Genomic DNA, 16,307 nt, shown 5'->3' with positions numbered 1-16,307 from the left:
GCGCACATCACCAACGCCCCCCGCGACCATTTCAGGCCGCATGCATAGACAGAATCTATGCATGCGGCCTTGCTTCATTCAAACAGCCTATTTCACGTAACCTCCCGACGCTGTTAGCATCCGCTCACACATCATTTCATCCCGATCACCGCAAGGAGGGTGTATGCGCCGTCTTCGTGCCGTTCTGTCCCTGGTCGTGGTTCTGGCTCTTGGCCTTGCCACCGCCGCCACCGCCGCGCCGCTGGATGCCTTCGCGCCCCAATCCGGCCTCACCGGTTCCCTCGACATCGCCGGGGGCACCGCGCACATCCCGGTCATGAAGGAAGCCGCCAAACGCATCATGACCGTGAACCCGGCCCTGCGCATCTCGGTGGCGGGCGGCGGTTCCGGCGTGGGCGTGCAGCAGGTGGGTGAAGGGCTGGTGGCCATCGGCAATACCGGTCGCCCGCTCACCGAGGCAGAAGTGCAGAAGTACGGCCTGGTGTCCTTTCCCTTCGCCATCGACGGCGTGGCCGTGGTGGTCAGCCCGGCCAACCCCGTCAACGGCCTGACCGGCAAGCAGGTGGCCGACATCTTCGCGGGCACCGTCGCCAACTGGAAGGACGTGGGCGGCAAGGATGCCCCCATCACCCTGTACACCCGCGAGGACGGCAGCGGCACCCGCGAGGTGTTCGTGGAAAAGGCCCTGAAGAAGGGTCCGCAAGCCGCCACGGCCAACGTGGTGAACTCCAACGGCGCCATGAAGACCGCCATCGCCCAGGACCCCAACGCCATCGGCTACGTGGGCATCGGCCACCTGGGCGAAAGCATCAAGGGCCTGCACTTCGACGGCATGGTGCCCACGCAGGAAAACGCCGCCAGCGGCGCGTACACCGTCACCCGCAAGCTGTACATGAACACCAAGGGCGCGCCGCAGGGCCTGGCCAAGGCCTTCATCGACTACATCTTCAGCCCCGAAGGGCAGGAGATCACCAAGGCCAGCGGCTACATCCCTCTCGACCGCTAGGTTCCGTGAAGCAGAACCCCGCCGTGCAAGGCCCATCCCGCCCGTCCTGTCCAAACCGCCCGGCCCGCCCGGCCCGCCTGACCGGCCCGGCCCGCCCGTCGGTTCCGGCAGGGCATGACGCAAGCGCGCCCCCGGCGCTGCGGTGCGCCGCCGCCATCACGGTGCTGGGCATTGCCGCCGTGTTCGGTTTCGTCACCGTGTATGCCCTGCCCGTGCTGCTGAGCGGGCAGGGCCTTGCGGTGCTGTCCTGGCGCTGGCTGCCCGCCGCCGGGCAGTTCGGCATCCTGCCCATGGTCTGCGGCTCGGTGCTGCTGGCCTGTTCGGCCCTGCTGCTGGGCTGGCCGCTGGCCCTTTGCCTGTGCGGCTGGATGCACGGGCTTGGCCCCGCCCGGCCCGCCCGCGCCCTGCGCCAACTGGTGCACGGCATGGCGGCTGTGCCCACGGTGGTCTACGGATTCGTCTCGGTGTTCCTGCTGGTGCCGCTGGTGCGGCAGGCGGGACAGGGGTCCGGCCTGTGCTGGCTGTCCGCCGCGCTGGTGCTGGCCCTGCTGGTGCTGCCCACCATGGTGGTGATCATGGATGCCGCCCTGCGGGAACAGGGGCGGTCGTTGCGGCTTACCGGCGCGGCGCTGGGCCTTTCGCCCGCGCAGGTATTTGCCCACGTCATGCTGCCGGGGGCGCGGCGCTGGCTGATCACGGCGGGGGTGTTCGGCTTTGGCCGGGCCGTGGGCGACACGCTGATTCCGCTGATGCTGGCGGGCAACGCGCCCGGCGTGCCCGCATCGCCCTTCGACGCCCTGCGCACCCTTACCGCGCACATGGCACTGGTCATGTCCACCGATGCGGGCAGCACCGCCTACCATTCGCTGTTCGCGGCGGGCATCCTGCTGCTGGCGGTGAGCGCGGGCGTCAGCCTGGCCGTGCGCCGCCTGCGCGGCACGGGGCAGGAATCCCTTTCCGACGCGGAGTGGCGGCCATGACCGGACGCCCGATCTCGCCAGAGCCCCGGCATCTGCCGGACCGGCGCATCCCGCCCGGTGCCCGGCCCCGCACCCGCGAACATGCCCTCACCGTCGCGGCCTGGCTGGCCGCGCTACTGGTGGCCGCCGTGGCCGCCGTCGGCTGCGGCTACCTGCTGTGGCGCGGGGTGCCCACACTGGGCCGCGCGCTGTTCTTCGGCGATGCGCCGCCCCTGCTGGCCATGGCCGGGCTGCGCCCGGTGTGGGACGGCATATGGCCCGCCTGCGCGGGCAGCCTGTACCTTGTGGGGCTGGCCACCCTGCTGGTGCTGGGGCCGGGCGTGGGCTGCGGCATCTACCTTGCCGAATACGCGGGCCCGCGCGCCCGCCGCCACCTGGGGCTGGCCGTGGAACTGCTGGCCGGGGTGCCGTCCATCGTCATGGGGTTGTTCGGGTTCACGCTCATCCTCGTGCTGCGCCGCACCTTCGTGCCGCAGGCCAACACCTGCCTGCTGCTGGCGGCGGGGTGCCTGGCCCTGCTGGTGCTGCCCCCGCTGGTGGTGTCCACCCGCGCCGCGCTGGAATCGCTGCCCCACGGCTTGCGGCTGACCGGGGCGGCCCTGGGGCTGACCCGCGAGCAGACCGTGTTCCGGGTGTTGCTGCCGGAGGCCGGACGCGGCATTCTGGGCGGGGTCATGCTGGCCATGGGCCGCGCTGCGGAAGACACGGCGGTTATCCTGCTCACCGGGGTGGTGGCCAACGCCGGGCTGCCCGCCGGGCTGCTGGCCAAGTTCGAGGCCCTGCCCTTCACCATCTACTACACCGCCGCCCAGTACCAGACCGAGGACGAACTGGCGCGCGGCTTTGGCGCGGCGCTGGTGCTGCTGGTCCTTTCCGGCTCCATGATGCTGGGTGCCGGGGCCTTGCAGCGGGTGATGGCGCGCCGCCACAAGGGGGAGGATGCATGGAACTGAACATACGCGATCCCGAGCCGAGCCTGCGGGTCACCGGGTTGCGCGTGTCCTTCCATGGCCGCCCGGCGGTGGAAGACGCCTCGCTGGACCTGCCCCGCGCCGGGGTCACCGTGCTGCTGGGCCGCTCCGGCTCGGGCAAGACCACCTTCCTGCGCGCCCTGAACCGCCTGAACGAATGCTTTCCCGGCTGCGAGACTACCGGCTCCATCCTGCTGTACCCCGGCGGCCCCCATGGTGGGCGGCATGCGGACGGCACCCCCGGCACCCCGTGCGACGTGCCGGGGCCTGACGGTCCGTGCGACGTACTGGGGCCTGACGGTCCGTGCGACGTACTGGGGCCTGACGGCCCGGCCCTGACCGAACTGCGCCGCCGGGTGGGCATGGTGTTCCAGACGCCCAACGTGCTGCCCATGAGCGTCCGCCGCAACCTGCTGCTGCCGCTGGAACTGGTGCGCGGGCCACTGCCCGACGCCCCGGCCCGCATGCAGGCCGTGCTGGCCGACGTGGGCCTGTGGGACGACGTGCGCCAGCGGCTGGACCGCCCCGCCGCGCAGCTTTCCGGCGGGCAACAGCAGCGGCTGTGTCTGGCCCGCATGCTGATCCTGCAACCGGACGTGCTGCTGCTGGACGAGCCCACCGCCTCGCTGGACGCGGCCACCACCCGCGACGTGGAACAACTGGTGCGCCGCCTGGCGACCGACCGCCCGGTGCTGATGGTGTCGCACAGCCTGGGCCAGACCATGCGCCTGGCCGACCGGGTGGTCATATTCGCCGACGGCAGGCCGCAGCGGGAATTCACCCCCGCCGACCTTGGCGGCGACGCGGGCCGCGAAGCCCTGATGCAGGCGTTGCTGTAGCCCCCCATGGGAACATTGCTCCGGTTTTGATTTTCTGCCACGTCATGGCCTGCGGCGCGCTGCGGCCAACCGTGCACACGCCTGATCCCCATGAGAATGGCGCTGAAGTGCTCACGACCAGCGCGACAAAGGCCGCTACCGCCAAAACTGCAGGAGCCGCGTGCGCATGCGCATTCAGCCGGGCAGATCACCCGAAGGCGCCTTGCGCCGAAGGGAAGCTGCCCGGCATTAGGAATGCGGCGCAAGAAACGCCGGGGGTCCAGGACTTCTGCCGTTAGGCGAGCGCGAAGCGCGAGTCTTACGGATGAAAATAGCAGAGCTGTGGCGAAGCCCCCCTGGAGCGCGGGGGTGCAGGGGGCTGCCGCTCAGCGGCCCCCTGCCCGCCGGAGGCATAACGAAATCGAGCGTCTCCGAACGTACTGGAGATTTTCCGTAGAAAACGCCTTCAATCAAGCTGCTACCTTCCCTCCCCCCGCTCCGCCAGCCCCGCCGCCCACCCCCTTCACGTATTTGCAAAGCGCGGCGTTTGCCTTTATGGAGAGCCAACCGCTCGCACCCCAAAACACCCTCAGGAGTCAGTCATGCTTCGGCGCATAGAAGTTGGCCTTCGGCCGCAGGTCACCGATACCGTGGGCCGCAACGTCGCCGCCAAGATCCGGGCCTCGCTGGGCCTGAACGTTGAATCCGTGCGCCTTGTCAGGGTGTTCACCGTGGATGGCCTTTCCGAAGACGCACTGGCCAGCATGGTGGCCCAGGGCGTGCTGCACGACCCCGTGCTGCAGGACGCCGCGCTGGACCTGCTGCCCGCCCCGCAGGGCACGGCCCCGGCGGACTGGGTGCTGGAAGTGGGCTTTCGCCCCGGCGTCACCGACAACGAGGGCCGCACCGCTCGCGACACCCTGGCCCTGGTGCTGGGGGCCGACCGCCGCTCCATCGCCGTGTACACCTCGGCCCAGTTCCACGTGACCTGCGCCGCGGACACGCCCCTGTCCCGCGCGGACATGGAGCACATCGCCCGCGACCTGCTGGCCAACGAGCTTATCCAGCGTTTTGCCCTGAAAAGCCGCGACGAATGGGCCGCCGAACCCGGCTTCGTCCCGCAGGCCGCGCAGGTGACCGGGGCATCCAGCGACGAGGTGGCCATAATCCCGCTGTCCTCCATGGACGATGCGGCCATGCTGGCCTTCAGCCGCGAGAACACCCTGGCCCTCAGCCTGGAAGAACTGCACGCCATCCGCGCCTACTACGCGGACCCCGCCGTGCGCGCCGACCGCGCCACCCTCGGCCTGCCCGTCGACCCCACCGACGCGGAAATCGAGGTGCTGGCCCAGACCTGGTCCGAGCACTGCAAGCACAAGATATTTTCTGCCCGCATCGACTACGAGAACCGCGAAACGGGCCGCCGCGAGGTGGTGGACAGCCTGTACAAGACGTACATCCAGGGCTCCACAAAGACCATCCGCCAGCGCCTGGGCGAGCGCGACTTCTGCCGTTCGGTGTTCAAGGACAACGCCGGGGTCATCGCCTTCAACGACACCCACGACGTGTGCATCAAGGTGGAAACCCACAACAGCCCCTCGGCGCTGGACCCCTACGGCGGCGCGCTGACCGGCATCGTGGGCGTGAACCGCGACCCCATGGGCACCGGCCTCGGCGCGGAACTGCTGTGCAACACCGACGTGTTCTGCTTTGCCTCGCCCTTCCACGAGGGTGAATTGCCCCCCCGCCTGCTGCACCCGCGCCGGGTCATGGAAGGCGTGCGTGAAGGCGTGGAGCACGGCGGCAACAAGTCGGGCATCCCCACCGTCAACGGCTCCATCGTGTTCGACGAACGCTACCTCGGCAAGCCGTTGGTGTACTGCGGCACCGTGGGCATGCTGCCCCGGGAAATCCACGGGCGTCCCGGCTGGTACAAGAAGGCCCTGCCCGGCGACGTCATCGTCATGGCGGGCGGGCGCATCGGCAAGGACGGCATCCACGGCGCCACCTTCTCGTCCGAAGAACTGCACGAAGGCTCCCCGGCCACGGCGGTGCAGATCGGCGACCCCATCACCCAGCGCAAGATGTACGACTGCATCATGCGCGCCCGCGACATGGGCCTGTACAACGCCATCACCGACAACGGCGCGGGCGGCCTGTCCTCGTCCGTGGGCGAAATGGCCCAGGATACCGGCGGCTGCCGCCTGGACCTTTCGCGCGCGCCGCTGAAGTACGACGGCCTGCGCCCGTGGGAAATCCTGCTGTCGGAAGCGCAGGAACGCATGACCCTGGCCGTGCCGCCGCAAAAGCTGGACGCCTTCATGGCCCTGGCCAAAGAGATGGACGTGGAGCTCACCCCGCTGGGCGAATTCACCGAATCGGGCCGCTTCCACGTGGTCTACGGCGACAAGCATGTGGCTTGTCTGGACATGGACTTTCTGCATGACGGCGTGCCCCAGATGCAACTTTCCGCCGTGTGGGAACGCCCGTCCTTCGCCCCGGAATGCGAATGCAGGCTGAACCCGGCCCCCGCCGAACAGGGCCCGCTGCTGCACGCCATGCTGGGCCGCCTGAACATCTGCAGCAAGGAATACCTGATCCGCCAGTACGACCACGAGGTGAAGGGCGGCAGCGTGGTGAAGCCGCTGGTGGGCGTCAAGCGCGACGGCCCGGCGGACGCCGCCGTGGTGCGCCCCCTGCTGGACAGCCAGGCGGGCATCGTGCTTTCGCACGGCATCTGCCCCAAGTTCAGCGACTACGACACCTACTGGATGATGGCCAACGCCATCGACGAGGCGGTGCGCAATGCCGTGGCCGTGGGCGGCGACCCCGACCGCATGGCCGGCACAGACAACTTCTGCTGGTGCGACCCGGTGCAGTCGGAAAAGACGCCCGACGGCCAGTACAAGCTGGCCCAGCTGGTGCGCGCCAACCAGGCCCTGGCCCACTTCTGCCTTGCCTACGGGGTGCCCTGCGTTTCCGGCAAGGACTCCATGAAGAACGACTACTTCGGCGGCGGGGTGAAGATATCCATCCCGCCCACGGTGCTGTACTCGGTACTGGGCGTCATGGACGACGTGAACCGGGCCGTCACCTCCGACTTCAAGCAGCCCGGCGACAAGGTGTACCTGCTGGGCGACACCCTGCGCGAACTGGGCGGCAGCGAAATCGCCGACCAGCTGAACACCGTGGGCGCTCAGGTGCCACAGGTGGACGCGCTGGCCGCCATGGCCCGCTACCGCGCGCTGTACGGGGCCATCAACGCGGGCCTGGTTACCGCCTGCCATGACCTGTCCGACGGCGGCCTTGCCGTTGCCCTGGCCGAAATGGCCGTGGGCGGTCGGCTGGGCGCCCGCTGCGACATCGCCGCAGTGCCCGCCGTATGCGACATGACCGCCACGGAACTGCTGTACTCCGAATCGGCCAGCCGCCTGCTGGTCACCGTGAAGCCGGGCAACGCCGCCGCCTTCGAGGCGCGGTTTGCCGGGTCCGCCTGCGCCTGCATCGGCGAGGTGACGGCGGACGCGGTCCTTGCCGTCACCGCTCAGGGCGCGCCCCTGCTGGCGGAAGGCGTGGAAGGGCTGGCCCGTTCGTTCAAGGCTACCTTCAACTGGTAGCCGGGAGTTCCCCAACTTGTCCTTTTGACCGTTGGCAGTGTCAAACTTCGCCTGCCATATCGGTAGAATACGACAAAAGTATACTCCCTCATGGCAGGCTTGTTTTCCTCGCCAACAGTCAAAAGTCCGGCGTTGGGGATCGCCGCTGAGGCACGACAGGCTGAAAACACACGTATCCACGACGGGGCGGGCCGCAAGGCCCGCCCCGGTTGCGTTGGCCCGGCCCGCTCCCCGGGGCCGCCGTGTCACCTGGTGTCCGCCGCATGATTTGCGGTGGCGCACGGAAAAAAAGCGTGCCATGATCGTACTGCTTCCCACGGCCTCAGCCTGGCCGTAAAGCCGTCCGTGCCCGGAGTCGCCATGCGGCCGCACATGTTCTCCATCCGCGTCACCCTGGTCTGGGTCGCCCTTCTGGCGGCCCTGCCCTCGTTCGGGGTCATCCTGTACGACTCCCACCGTCTCGCCTCGCAACTGAAGGTCGAGGCGGAGGCCTCGGTCACCCGGGCTGTCCGCAGCATCGCCGCCCTGCAGGAACGCGTGGGCAGCGACGCCCGCCAGACCCTGACCATCCTGGCCGCCCTGCCCGACGTGCGCCGACTGGATCCCACCGCCTGCGAAGCGATATTCCGCGAGGTGCTGGCCGGAAACACCACCCTGCTGAACCTGATGGCCCTCGACGCCAATGGCGACCTCATCGCCTCGGGCCGCCAGACCATGTCCCCCCCCGGCCAGGCGCCCTTCAACCTTGCGGATCGCCTCTACTTTCGCGCGGCGGTGCGCGACAAGCGCTTTTCCAACGGCGAATACGTGGTGGCGCGCACCCTGCACGAGTCCACCTTTCACTTCGCGCTGCCGCTGGTGGACGGCGAGGGCCGGGTATACGGCGTGCTGGCTGCCCCCTTGCGGCTGGACCAGTACGACCCTCTTTTCGACAAGCTGAACCTGCCCCCCGGCTCGGTCCTGAGCGTGTCCGACCATCGCGGCGTTCGTCTGGCCTACCACCCGCAGAACGACGCCAATCCCGTGGGCAAGCCCATCCGGGAAGAAATACTGAACATCCTGCGCACCATGCCCGACGAGGGGCTGTTCACCCGCGTAAGTTCCGACGGCGCGGTGCGGCTGTACGGTTTCACCCGCATCCGCCTGCACCCGGAATCCGCCCCCTATCTGAATGTAATGGTAGGCATTCCCGAAGATGCCGTGCTGGCCCCGATGCGGGCCGCGCGCAACCATGCCCTGCTGCTGCTCGGCGGCGCCATGGCCGTTACCCTGGCCGTGGCCTGGAGCATCGGCGGCAGACTGGTGGCCCGGCCCCTGTCGCACATCGCCGCCACGGCCACCCGCATCGGCGAGGGACAGTTGGGCGCACGCACCGGCATCCGCCACGACATGGGCGAAATCGGCCAGCTGGCCTTCAGCGTGGACACCATGGCCGCCATACTCGCCAGCCGCCAAGGCGAACGAGAGGCCTTCACCGCCGAACTGCGCGACAACGAGGCCCGCTACCGCGCCGTGTTCGACAACGCCATGGACGCCATTCTGCTGGCCGACGCGGATACCGGCATCATCCTGGACGCCAACCGGGCGGCCCAGCAGATATTCGAGTATACCCGCGACGAACTGCTGGGCATGCACCAGCGCCAGTTGCATCCGGACCGAACGCACCGCAACGGCTTCGGCGGGCGCTTCAACACCCTGCGCGAACAGCCCCTGGAAATTCCTGCGGAAATGCCCATGCGCACCAGAACGGGCATCGAACGCGACATGCTGGTCAAGGCCAAGGTACTGCGCGTGGGCAACCGCGAGGTGGCCGTGGCCATGATCCACGACATCACCGAGCGCAGGCAGTCGGAGCAGCAGCTGCGCGAGGTGGAGGCCCGCTTCCGCTCCATCGTCGAAGGCGCGCCGCTGGGCCTGCTGCTGCTTGCCCTGGACCAGGCCGAGCACCTGCGCATAGAGGCGGTGAACCCAACGGCCGACACGGCCCTGCACGTCACCGGGCGGGGCATGCTGGGGCGGCGGCTGACCGAAGCCCTGCCCGGCATCGCCGCCACCAACCTGCCCACCATCTTCGGCGGCATCGCCCGCAAGGGCGGGGAATTCAGCGTCACGGCCCATGCCAGCGCCGGGTGGCTGCCCGCCGGATGGGCCTTTGTGGACCTGTGGGTGTTCCGCACCGGCAACCGCCAGATCGCGGTGATGTTCGCCGACGTCACCCGGCGCACCCGCGCCGAGGACGAACTGCGCCAGACCAGGGATACGGCGGAAAAGGCCAACCGTTCCAAGTCGGAATTCATCGCGGTGATGAGCCACGAGGTGCGCACCCCCATCAACGGCATCATGGGCATGCTGCAACTGCTGCGCGGCAGCCACCTTTCCGGCGACCAGGAAGACTGCGTGGACACGGCACTGGGCGCCAGCCGCAACCTGCTGCGCATCCTCGACGACATTCTGGACATCTCGCGCATGGAGGCGGGCGCCCTGCCGCTGGTGGAAGAACCGTTCACCGTGGCCCAGGTGACCGAACCCGTGCATGCCATGCTGGCCCCCCAGGCCCGGTCCAAGGGCCTGACCTTCGAGATGCAGGTCGCCCCGGACCTGCCCCCGGAACTTGCGGGCGATGCCGGGCGCATCCGCCAGGTGCTGGTGAACCTGGTGTCCAACGCGGTCAAGTGCACGGACACGGGCGGAGTCCGCGTGGAGATGTACCCGCTGCCGCGCTGCGGACAGGCAGAGCGCACCTGCATCCACATGGCGGTCATCGACACGGGCATCGGCTTCGCGCCGGAACGGCTGCGCACCCTGTTCGAAAACTACGCCACGGGCAGCGCGGCCACGGCCCGGCCCGACGGCACGGGCCTGGGCCTCGGCATCGTGCGGCGGCTCGTCCTGCTCATGGGCGGCACCATCTGCGTGGCCACCGCCCCCGGCGAGGGCACGGAATTCCACATCACCCTGCCCCTGCGCGCGGAAGAAGAGCCCCCCAGGGAAAGCCGAGCGGCGCGGCGGACCGCATCGCCAAGCGCATCACCGGGCACGGCAGGCCCTGCCCCGCAAGCCGCCGGGGTCGCGCAGGCAGCCCGCCCCCCAGACGCGGCCCCAGGCGTGGCCCCGAACGTTGCCCCGCCCCACCCCCAGGCGGCAACGCCACCGGTGGCGGACGCAGCGGCGGGAAAGGAAGACGCAACGCCCGGGGCGCCAGCGAACCGGACGCCAGACGCCGCCGGGACGCCGCCGCGCATCCTGGTGGTGGATGACGACGAGGTGAACCTGATCACCGCGCAGCGGCTGCTGACCCGGCTGGGCTATATCGCAGACCGCGCCGCCTCCGGGCGGCAGGCCCTGGAAATGCTGGGGCGCGACCGCTACGACGCGGTGCTCATGGACATCCAGATGCCCGACATGGACGGCATGGAGGTAACCCGGCACATTCGCATGCGCGAGGCCGTGCCCCCCGGCACCACCCCGCCGTGGGTGCCGGTGCTGGCCCTTACCGCCCATGCCATGCTGGGCGACCGCGAACGCTTTCTGGCGGCGGGCATGAACGACTACCTGGCCAAACCCATCGAAATCGACCAGTTGGACGCCCGGTTGCGGGCCCACTTGAACAGCCCGCCGCGCAGTCATGCATAACCCTTTGCGGGCGGGCAGGCGCCTGCCCGCCCATCCCCTCTGGTGCGCACCGACCTCGCGCGTCCTGCAACATGCCGAGCCAAGCATAATCCAACTGTACGCACAACCTGCGTTTTTTCCTTCACCCGCTTGACGCAACCCCTCCCCTTGGGTACAGCGAAAGCAAACAAGAACGGCGCCATACCGGGTCTTATCGGCTCGCGGCGGGGGACGGTCTGAAGTCGGGCACAGCCTGCCCCCCCATGCGCGGCGCGCTGCATCAAGCGCCCGCCGCACGCGCGTCGACACCCATTGGCACGCCGCCCCGAACACGGGGGCGGGCACCCTGCGCATTCACGCCGCAGGACAAACCGGGGGGGGTCGCATGCTGTTCACCCGTTCGCTGGGCGCCAAGGTGCAAATGCTCGTCGTGGGCACCGCGGTCATCGTCTTTGCGGCATTGTTCCTCGCCAACTCCTACTGGCAACGCGAAACCACCCTCCACCTCATCCACGATTCCTCCGCCCGTACCGCCCAGATATTGCTTGAGGCCATCAACGACCCCATGTCCAAGGGCAACGACGAAGGCACCGAGGAAAAGTTCAGCGCCATCGCCGCGCGCTATCCCACCATCAGCGTGCACCTGACCGATTTTCGGGGCTCCATCACCTATTCCACCCGGCACGAGGCCACCCGCAAACCCATGCAGGACGTGGTCCGCGATCCGCGCTTTGCCGCGCTGTTCACTACCGCGCTGCAAAAGCCGGTGGACGAGGGGCAACTGCTGGAACTGGGCGGCGTGCCGTACTACACCGAACTCAAGACCATCCCCAATGCGCCGGAATGCCATCACTGCCACGGCGCCAGCCAGCCCATCCTGGGGGCCATGGTCATGTTGCAGGACATCTCCGCCGACGCGGCCCTGCTGCGCACCCGGCAGTGGCAGGGCGGGGCCCTTTCGCTGGCGGGCATGCTGGCCCTTACCGCCGTGCTCTCGCTGTTCATGCGCCGCGCCGTGGTGGGCCGGGTGCGCACCATCGCCCGGGTAAGCAGCGAGATCGAACGCGGCAACTACGCCGTGTCCTTCACCGACGAGTCCCGCGACGAGTTGGGCGTGCTGTCCGCCAACCTGGCGTCCATGGTATCCACCATCCGCAACCAGCTGGAATACAACAAATCCGTACTTGGCGGCATCATCGTGCCGTTGGCGGTCATGGACAAGGCGGGGCGCATCGAGTTCGCCAACCAGCCCATGTGCGCCATCCTGGGGTCCGCCTGCAAGGACCTGATGGGGCTTTCACTGCGCGAGGTACTGGAAAAGGGTGGGCAGGACTGCACCCTGCAATGCGACCCGGTGACCCAGGTGCTGTCCACCGGCACCAGCACCAGCGGCATGCTGCGCTTCGTGCGGCGGGACGGGGTGGGCTTTCCGCTGCACTACGAGGCGTCGCCCCTGCGCGACACCGCCGGGCAGGCCGTGGGGGCCATCACCGTGATGATCGACCTGACCCAGGAGGAAGAGGACAAGGTCCGCATAGAGACCCAGCGCCGCAACCTGCTGGAGGTGGCCGAGGAAGTGACCGGGGTGGCACGCGCCCTGTCCGACGCCGCCGGTGAGCTTTCCGTGCGCATGGGCGAACTGGCCCGCAACGTCGTGGAATCCACCGACGAGACAGCCCAGGTGGCCACGGCCATGGACGAGATGAACGCCACGGTGGTGGAAGTCACCCGCAACGCCTCGGCCACGGCAGAGGCCGCCGACCTTGCCAACAACGAGGCTCAACAGGGCGGCAACGAAATGCAGGCCACCGTGGCCGAAACCCGCCAGGTGGCCGAACGGGCCGCCGGGCTTGCCGCATCGCTCAACGACCTGGCGGCGCGGGCCGACAACATTGGCCGGGTCATCGACGTGATCAACGAAATCGCTGACCAGACCAACCTGCTGGCGCTGAACGCCGCCATCGAGGCGGCACGCGCCGGGGATGCCGGGCGCGGCTTTGCCGTGGTGGCCGACGAGGTGCGCAAACTGGCCGAAAAGACCATGACCGCCACCAAGGAAGTGGAGCACGCCATCAAGGACATCCAGACCGGCACGGCCCAGGCCGTGGACGAGATGACCCGCACGCGCGGCCAGGTGGAAGCCACGGCGGACAAGGCCGAAGGCACAGGCGAGGCGTTGGGGCGCATCGTGCGGCGGGCCGTGAACATTGCCGACATGGTGCGCAACATCGCCACCGCGTCGGAACAGCAATCGGCCACCAGCGACGAGATCAACCGCAACGTCACCCGCATCAACGACCTGTCGCGCGACATCGCCGAGCGCATCCACACGGCGGAAGCCTCCATCAACGAGGTGTCCGGCATGGCCCGGCGGCTGGGCGAACTGGTGGAACGGTTCCGCCAGTAGGTTCCGGGCCGCGCCACATCGCGCCCGCAGTCCGGGTGCGGGCGGAATTTCGCGCAATCTTTCCGCCAGTTCGCGGAGAATGATTGAACAGTCCACCGACCTGATGTATAGATGGCGATACCGCGTGTTCCCTCCGTTCCGTCCCGCGGCACGCCCCGGGCGGCGCACCCGCACCGGCGGCCCAGCCCCCTGCGGGGCGGCACGGAACACCACGGAGCACGAGCGCGCGGGAGCGACAAGACACCCCGGTACACCCGATATCACGGTCACCCCGATATCACGGTCACCCGGATATCATGGTCAAACGGGCATCACGGTCAAGCGGACATCACGGTCACCCGGACCGCCAGCACCAGCGCAGGCACCCGGCACCGCACGAACATCACCGGGCCGATACAGGCCCCAAAGGCCCTTCAAGGAGGCATCCCGTGCCGAACATGCTCGAAGTCTACAAGTGCGTTCACTGTGGCAACATCGTCGAAGTCATGCACGCCGGCGGCGGCGACCTGGTCTGCTGCGGCGAACCCATGAAGTTCATGAAGGAAGGCACCAGCGACGGCGCCAAGGAAAAGCACGTGCCGGTCATCGAAAAGACCGCCACCGGCTACAAGGTGAAGGTCGGCTCCGTGGCCCATCCCATGGAGGAAACCCACTGGATCGAGTGGATCGAACTCATTGCCGACGGTCGCAGCTACACCAGGTTCCTGAAGCCCGGCGACGCCCCCGAGGCCGAATTCTGCATCCAGGCCACCGAAGTTTCCGCCCGCGAATACTGCAACCTGCACGGGCACTGGAAGGCGTAGGCCGGTCCGCGCGGCCCTTGCCCGACGGGCAACCGCCCACCCGCCGCACCCGGCGGACGGCAGCCTGGTGACAGGGCGCGGCGCGCGCCCGCAACGCAACCACCCGACAACGAGGAACGCATCATGAAAAAGTACGTCTGCACCGTTTGCGGCTACGAGTACGATCCCGCCGAAGGCGACCCCGACAACGGCGTGAAGCCCGGCACCGCCTTCGAAGACGTGCCCGCCGACTGGGTGTGCCCCATCTGCGGCGCGCCCAAGTCCGAATTCGAACCCGCCTAGCGGGTTCCGGCTTCCGACCGGCAGGGGAGGCCGCACCGCCGCAGGGCGGTGCGCCTCCCCTTTGCGTCCGCGCCCTCGGGTTCCGCAGAGGCGACACGCCGGTGCCGCCCGCAGGCAGTCCAGACGGCTACACGAATGGCGGCCAGCCCGGCACCCGGATGCCCGCGCGCCAGCCCGCACCACGCATCAGGCATCGCCCCCCTTGCCCCACCCACGGAATTTACTTACTCCTTTGGTCAGCCCTCTTGCGCATGCTCGCCGGCATGCCGCGCCCCCCGCGCACACCCACCGCACCCGCATCGCGAGGTAGAACATGCACGCCCTTGAAATAAAGAAGGACATCCACTGGGTCGGCGTCGTCGACCACAACAGCCGCGACTTCCACGGCTATTCCCTGTCGCCGCAGGGCACCACGTACAACGCCTACGTGGTCATGGACGAAAAGGTCACCCTGTTCGACACGGTGAAGCACGAATTCCTGCCCACCCTGCTCTGCCGCCTGTCCCAGGTGGTGGAGCCCGAGAAGATCGACTACATCGTCTGCAACCACCTGGAGCCCGACCACGCCGGTGCCCTGGCCGAAATGGTGGCCCGTTGCAAGCCCGAAAAGATATTCTGCTCGCCCATGGGCCTGAAGGCCATGGAAGCCCACTTCGACATCACCGGCTGGCCCGTGCAGGTGGTCAAGACCGGCGACTCCATCAGCCTCGGCAAGCGCACCGTGACCTTCGTGGAAACGCGCATGCTGCACTGGCCCGACAGCATGGTGTCGTACATTCCCGAAGACAAGCTGCTGATCTGCAACGACGCCTTCGGCCAGAACATCGCCAGCACAGAACGCTACGCCGACGAGATAGACCGCTCCGCGCTGCTGCACGCCATGAAGGAGTACTATCACAACATCGTGCTGCCCTTCTCGCCCATCGTGCTGAAGACGCTGGACGCCATCGCCGAGCTGAAGCTGGACATCGACATGCTGGCCCCCGACCACGGGCTGATCTTTCGCGGCCATGACGAAGTGCAGTTCGCCTTCGACACCTACCGCCGCTATGCCGAGCAGAAGCCGCAGAAGCGCGCCGTCATCGTGTTCGACACCATGTGGCACTCCACCGAAAAGATGGCCCGCGCCATTGCCGACGGGCTGGAGGCGGGCGGCGTGCCCACCCGCATCATGTGGCTGAAGGCCAACCACCACAGCGCGGTGATGACCGAACTGGCCGACTGCGGCGCGGTGATCGTGGGTTCGCCCACCCACAACAACGGCATCCTGCCCGAAGTGGCCAAGATGCTCACCTACATGAAGGGCCTGCGTCCGCAAAACCGCATCGGCGCGGCGTTCGGTTCGTTCGGCTGGTCCGGCGAATCGGTGAAGGCCATCACCGAATGGCTGGAATCCATGGGCATGGAACTGCCCGCCGAACCGGTAAAGGTGAAGCACGTGCCCACCCACGACACCTACGGAAAGTGCTTCGAACTGGGCAAGACCGTGGCCGCCGCGCTGACCGCCAAGTGCGAAGGGTAGGGGCCGTCTCCAAATTGTCCTTTCGCCCGTTGGCGTCGTCAAACTTCGCCTGCCATGTCGGTCGAATACGAGAAGAGTATACTCCCTCATGGCAGGCTCGTTTTCCTCGCCAACGAACGAAAATCCTAATTTGGAAACAGCCCCTGAGAGAAGAAGGAATGGCGACGCCCACGGTCACGCCGCACGGAGCAAGCCGGGTTGACGCCATGTTCACGCCATGATGACACACGGGGAAGGGCCACACGGTCCTTCCCCTTTTTGGCTGGTGCATCGACAGATGACCAAAGCA

At 68.0% G+C, this 16,307-nt stretch carries 10 protein-coding genes; all 10 read left to right on the top strand.

Annotated elements, in window-relative coordinates:
• Window positions 1-163: 163 nt before the first annotated feature.
• The 10 genes from K6142_RS01180 to K6142_RS01135 all read left to right on the top strand — a co-directional run bounded on the left by K6142_RS01180 (window position 164) and on the right by K6142_RS01135 (window position 16,018).
• Entirely contained in the window at window positions 164-1,006 is an 843-nt protein-coding gene (locus tag K6142_RS01180) for a phosphate ABC transporter substrate-binding protein (RefSeq protein WP_190245839.1), read from the top strand.
• Window positions 1,007-1,029: 23 nt separating this feature from the next.
• Entirely contained in the window at window positions 1,030-1,986 is a 957-nt protein-coding gene (locus K6142_RS01175; RefSeq protein WP_223290458.1) for a PstC family ABC transporter permease, read from the top strand.
• Entirely contained in the window at window positions 1,983-2,939 is a 957-nt protein-coding gene (locus tag K6142_RS01170; protein ID WP_223380721.1) for a PstA family ABC transporter permease, read from the top strand. Before K6142_RS01175 ends, K6142_RS01170 begins: the two co-directional genes overlap by 4 nt.
• Entirely contained in the window at window positions 2,930-3,796 is an 867-nt protein-coding gene (locus tag K6142_RS01165; protein ID WP_190245936.1) for a phosphate ABC transporter ATP-binding protein, read from the top strand. The genes K6142_RS01170 and K6142_RS01165 overlap by 10 nt, the downstream gene beginning before the upstream one ends.
• 581 nt (window positions 3,797-4,377) lie before the next feature.
• Complete coding sequence (locus K6142_RS01160; RefSeq protein ID WP_190245937.1) at window positions 4,378-7,392, top strand: AIR synthase-related protein; 3,015 nt, start codon at window positions 4,378-4,380, stop codon at window positions 7,390-7,392.
• Window positions 7,393-7,752: 360 nt separating this feature from the next.
• A complete protein-coding gene (locus tag K6142_RS01155; RefSeq protein WP_223380720.1) occupies window positions 7,753-11,025 on the top strand; it encodes a response regulator in 3,273 nt (1,090 codons plus the stop codon).
• 364 nt (window positions 11,026-11,389) lie between these two features.
• A complete protein-coding gene (locus K6142_RS01150; RefSeq protein WP_015946112.1) occupies window positions 11,390-13,411 on the top strand; it encodes a methyl-accepting chemotaxis protein in 2,022 nt (673 codons plus the stop codon).
• A gap of 428 nt (window positions 13,412-13,839) precedes the next feature.
• Window positions 13,840-14,214 carry a desulfoferrodoxin gene (locus K6142_RS01145; protein ID WP_015946111.1) on the top strand — a complete coding sequence of 125 codons (375 nt, stop codon included), beginning with the start codon at window positions 13,840-13,842 and terminating at the stop codon, window positions 14,212-14,214.
• A gap of 123 nt (window positions 14,215-14,337) precedes the next feature.
• A complete protein-coding gene (gene rd / locus K6142_RS01140; protein ID WP_007526280.1) occupies window positions 14,338-14,496 on the top strand; it encodes a rubredoxin in 159 nt (52 codons plus the stop codon).
• A 313-nt stretch (window positions 14,497-14,809) separates the two neighbouring features.
• The gene (locus K6142_RS01135) at window positions 14,810-16,018 is read left to right on the top strand and encodes an FprA family A-type flavoprotein (protein WP_190245585.1); all 1,209 of its coding nucleotides are present in this window, start codon (window positions 14,810-14,812) and stop codon (window positions 16,016-16,018) included.
• The last annotated feature ends 289 nt before the right edge of the window (window positions 16,019-16,307 follow it).

The organism is Nitratidesulfovibrio sp. SRB-5 (assembly GCF_019931275.1).
In the GTDB taxonomy this organism is placed as follows: domain Bacteria; phylum Desulfobacterota; class Desulfovibrionia; order Desulfovibrionales; family Desulfovibrionaceae; genus Cupidesulfovibrio.
Note: the sequence above shows the minus strand (reverse complement) of the source record. Positions and strands in the feature narration are given on the sequence as shown.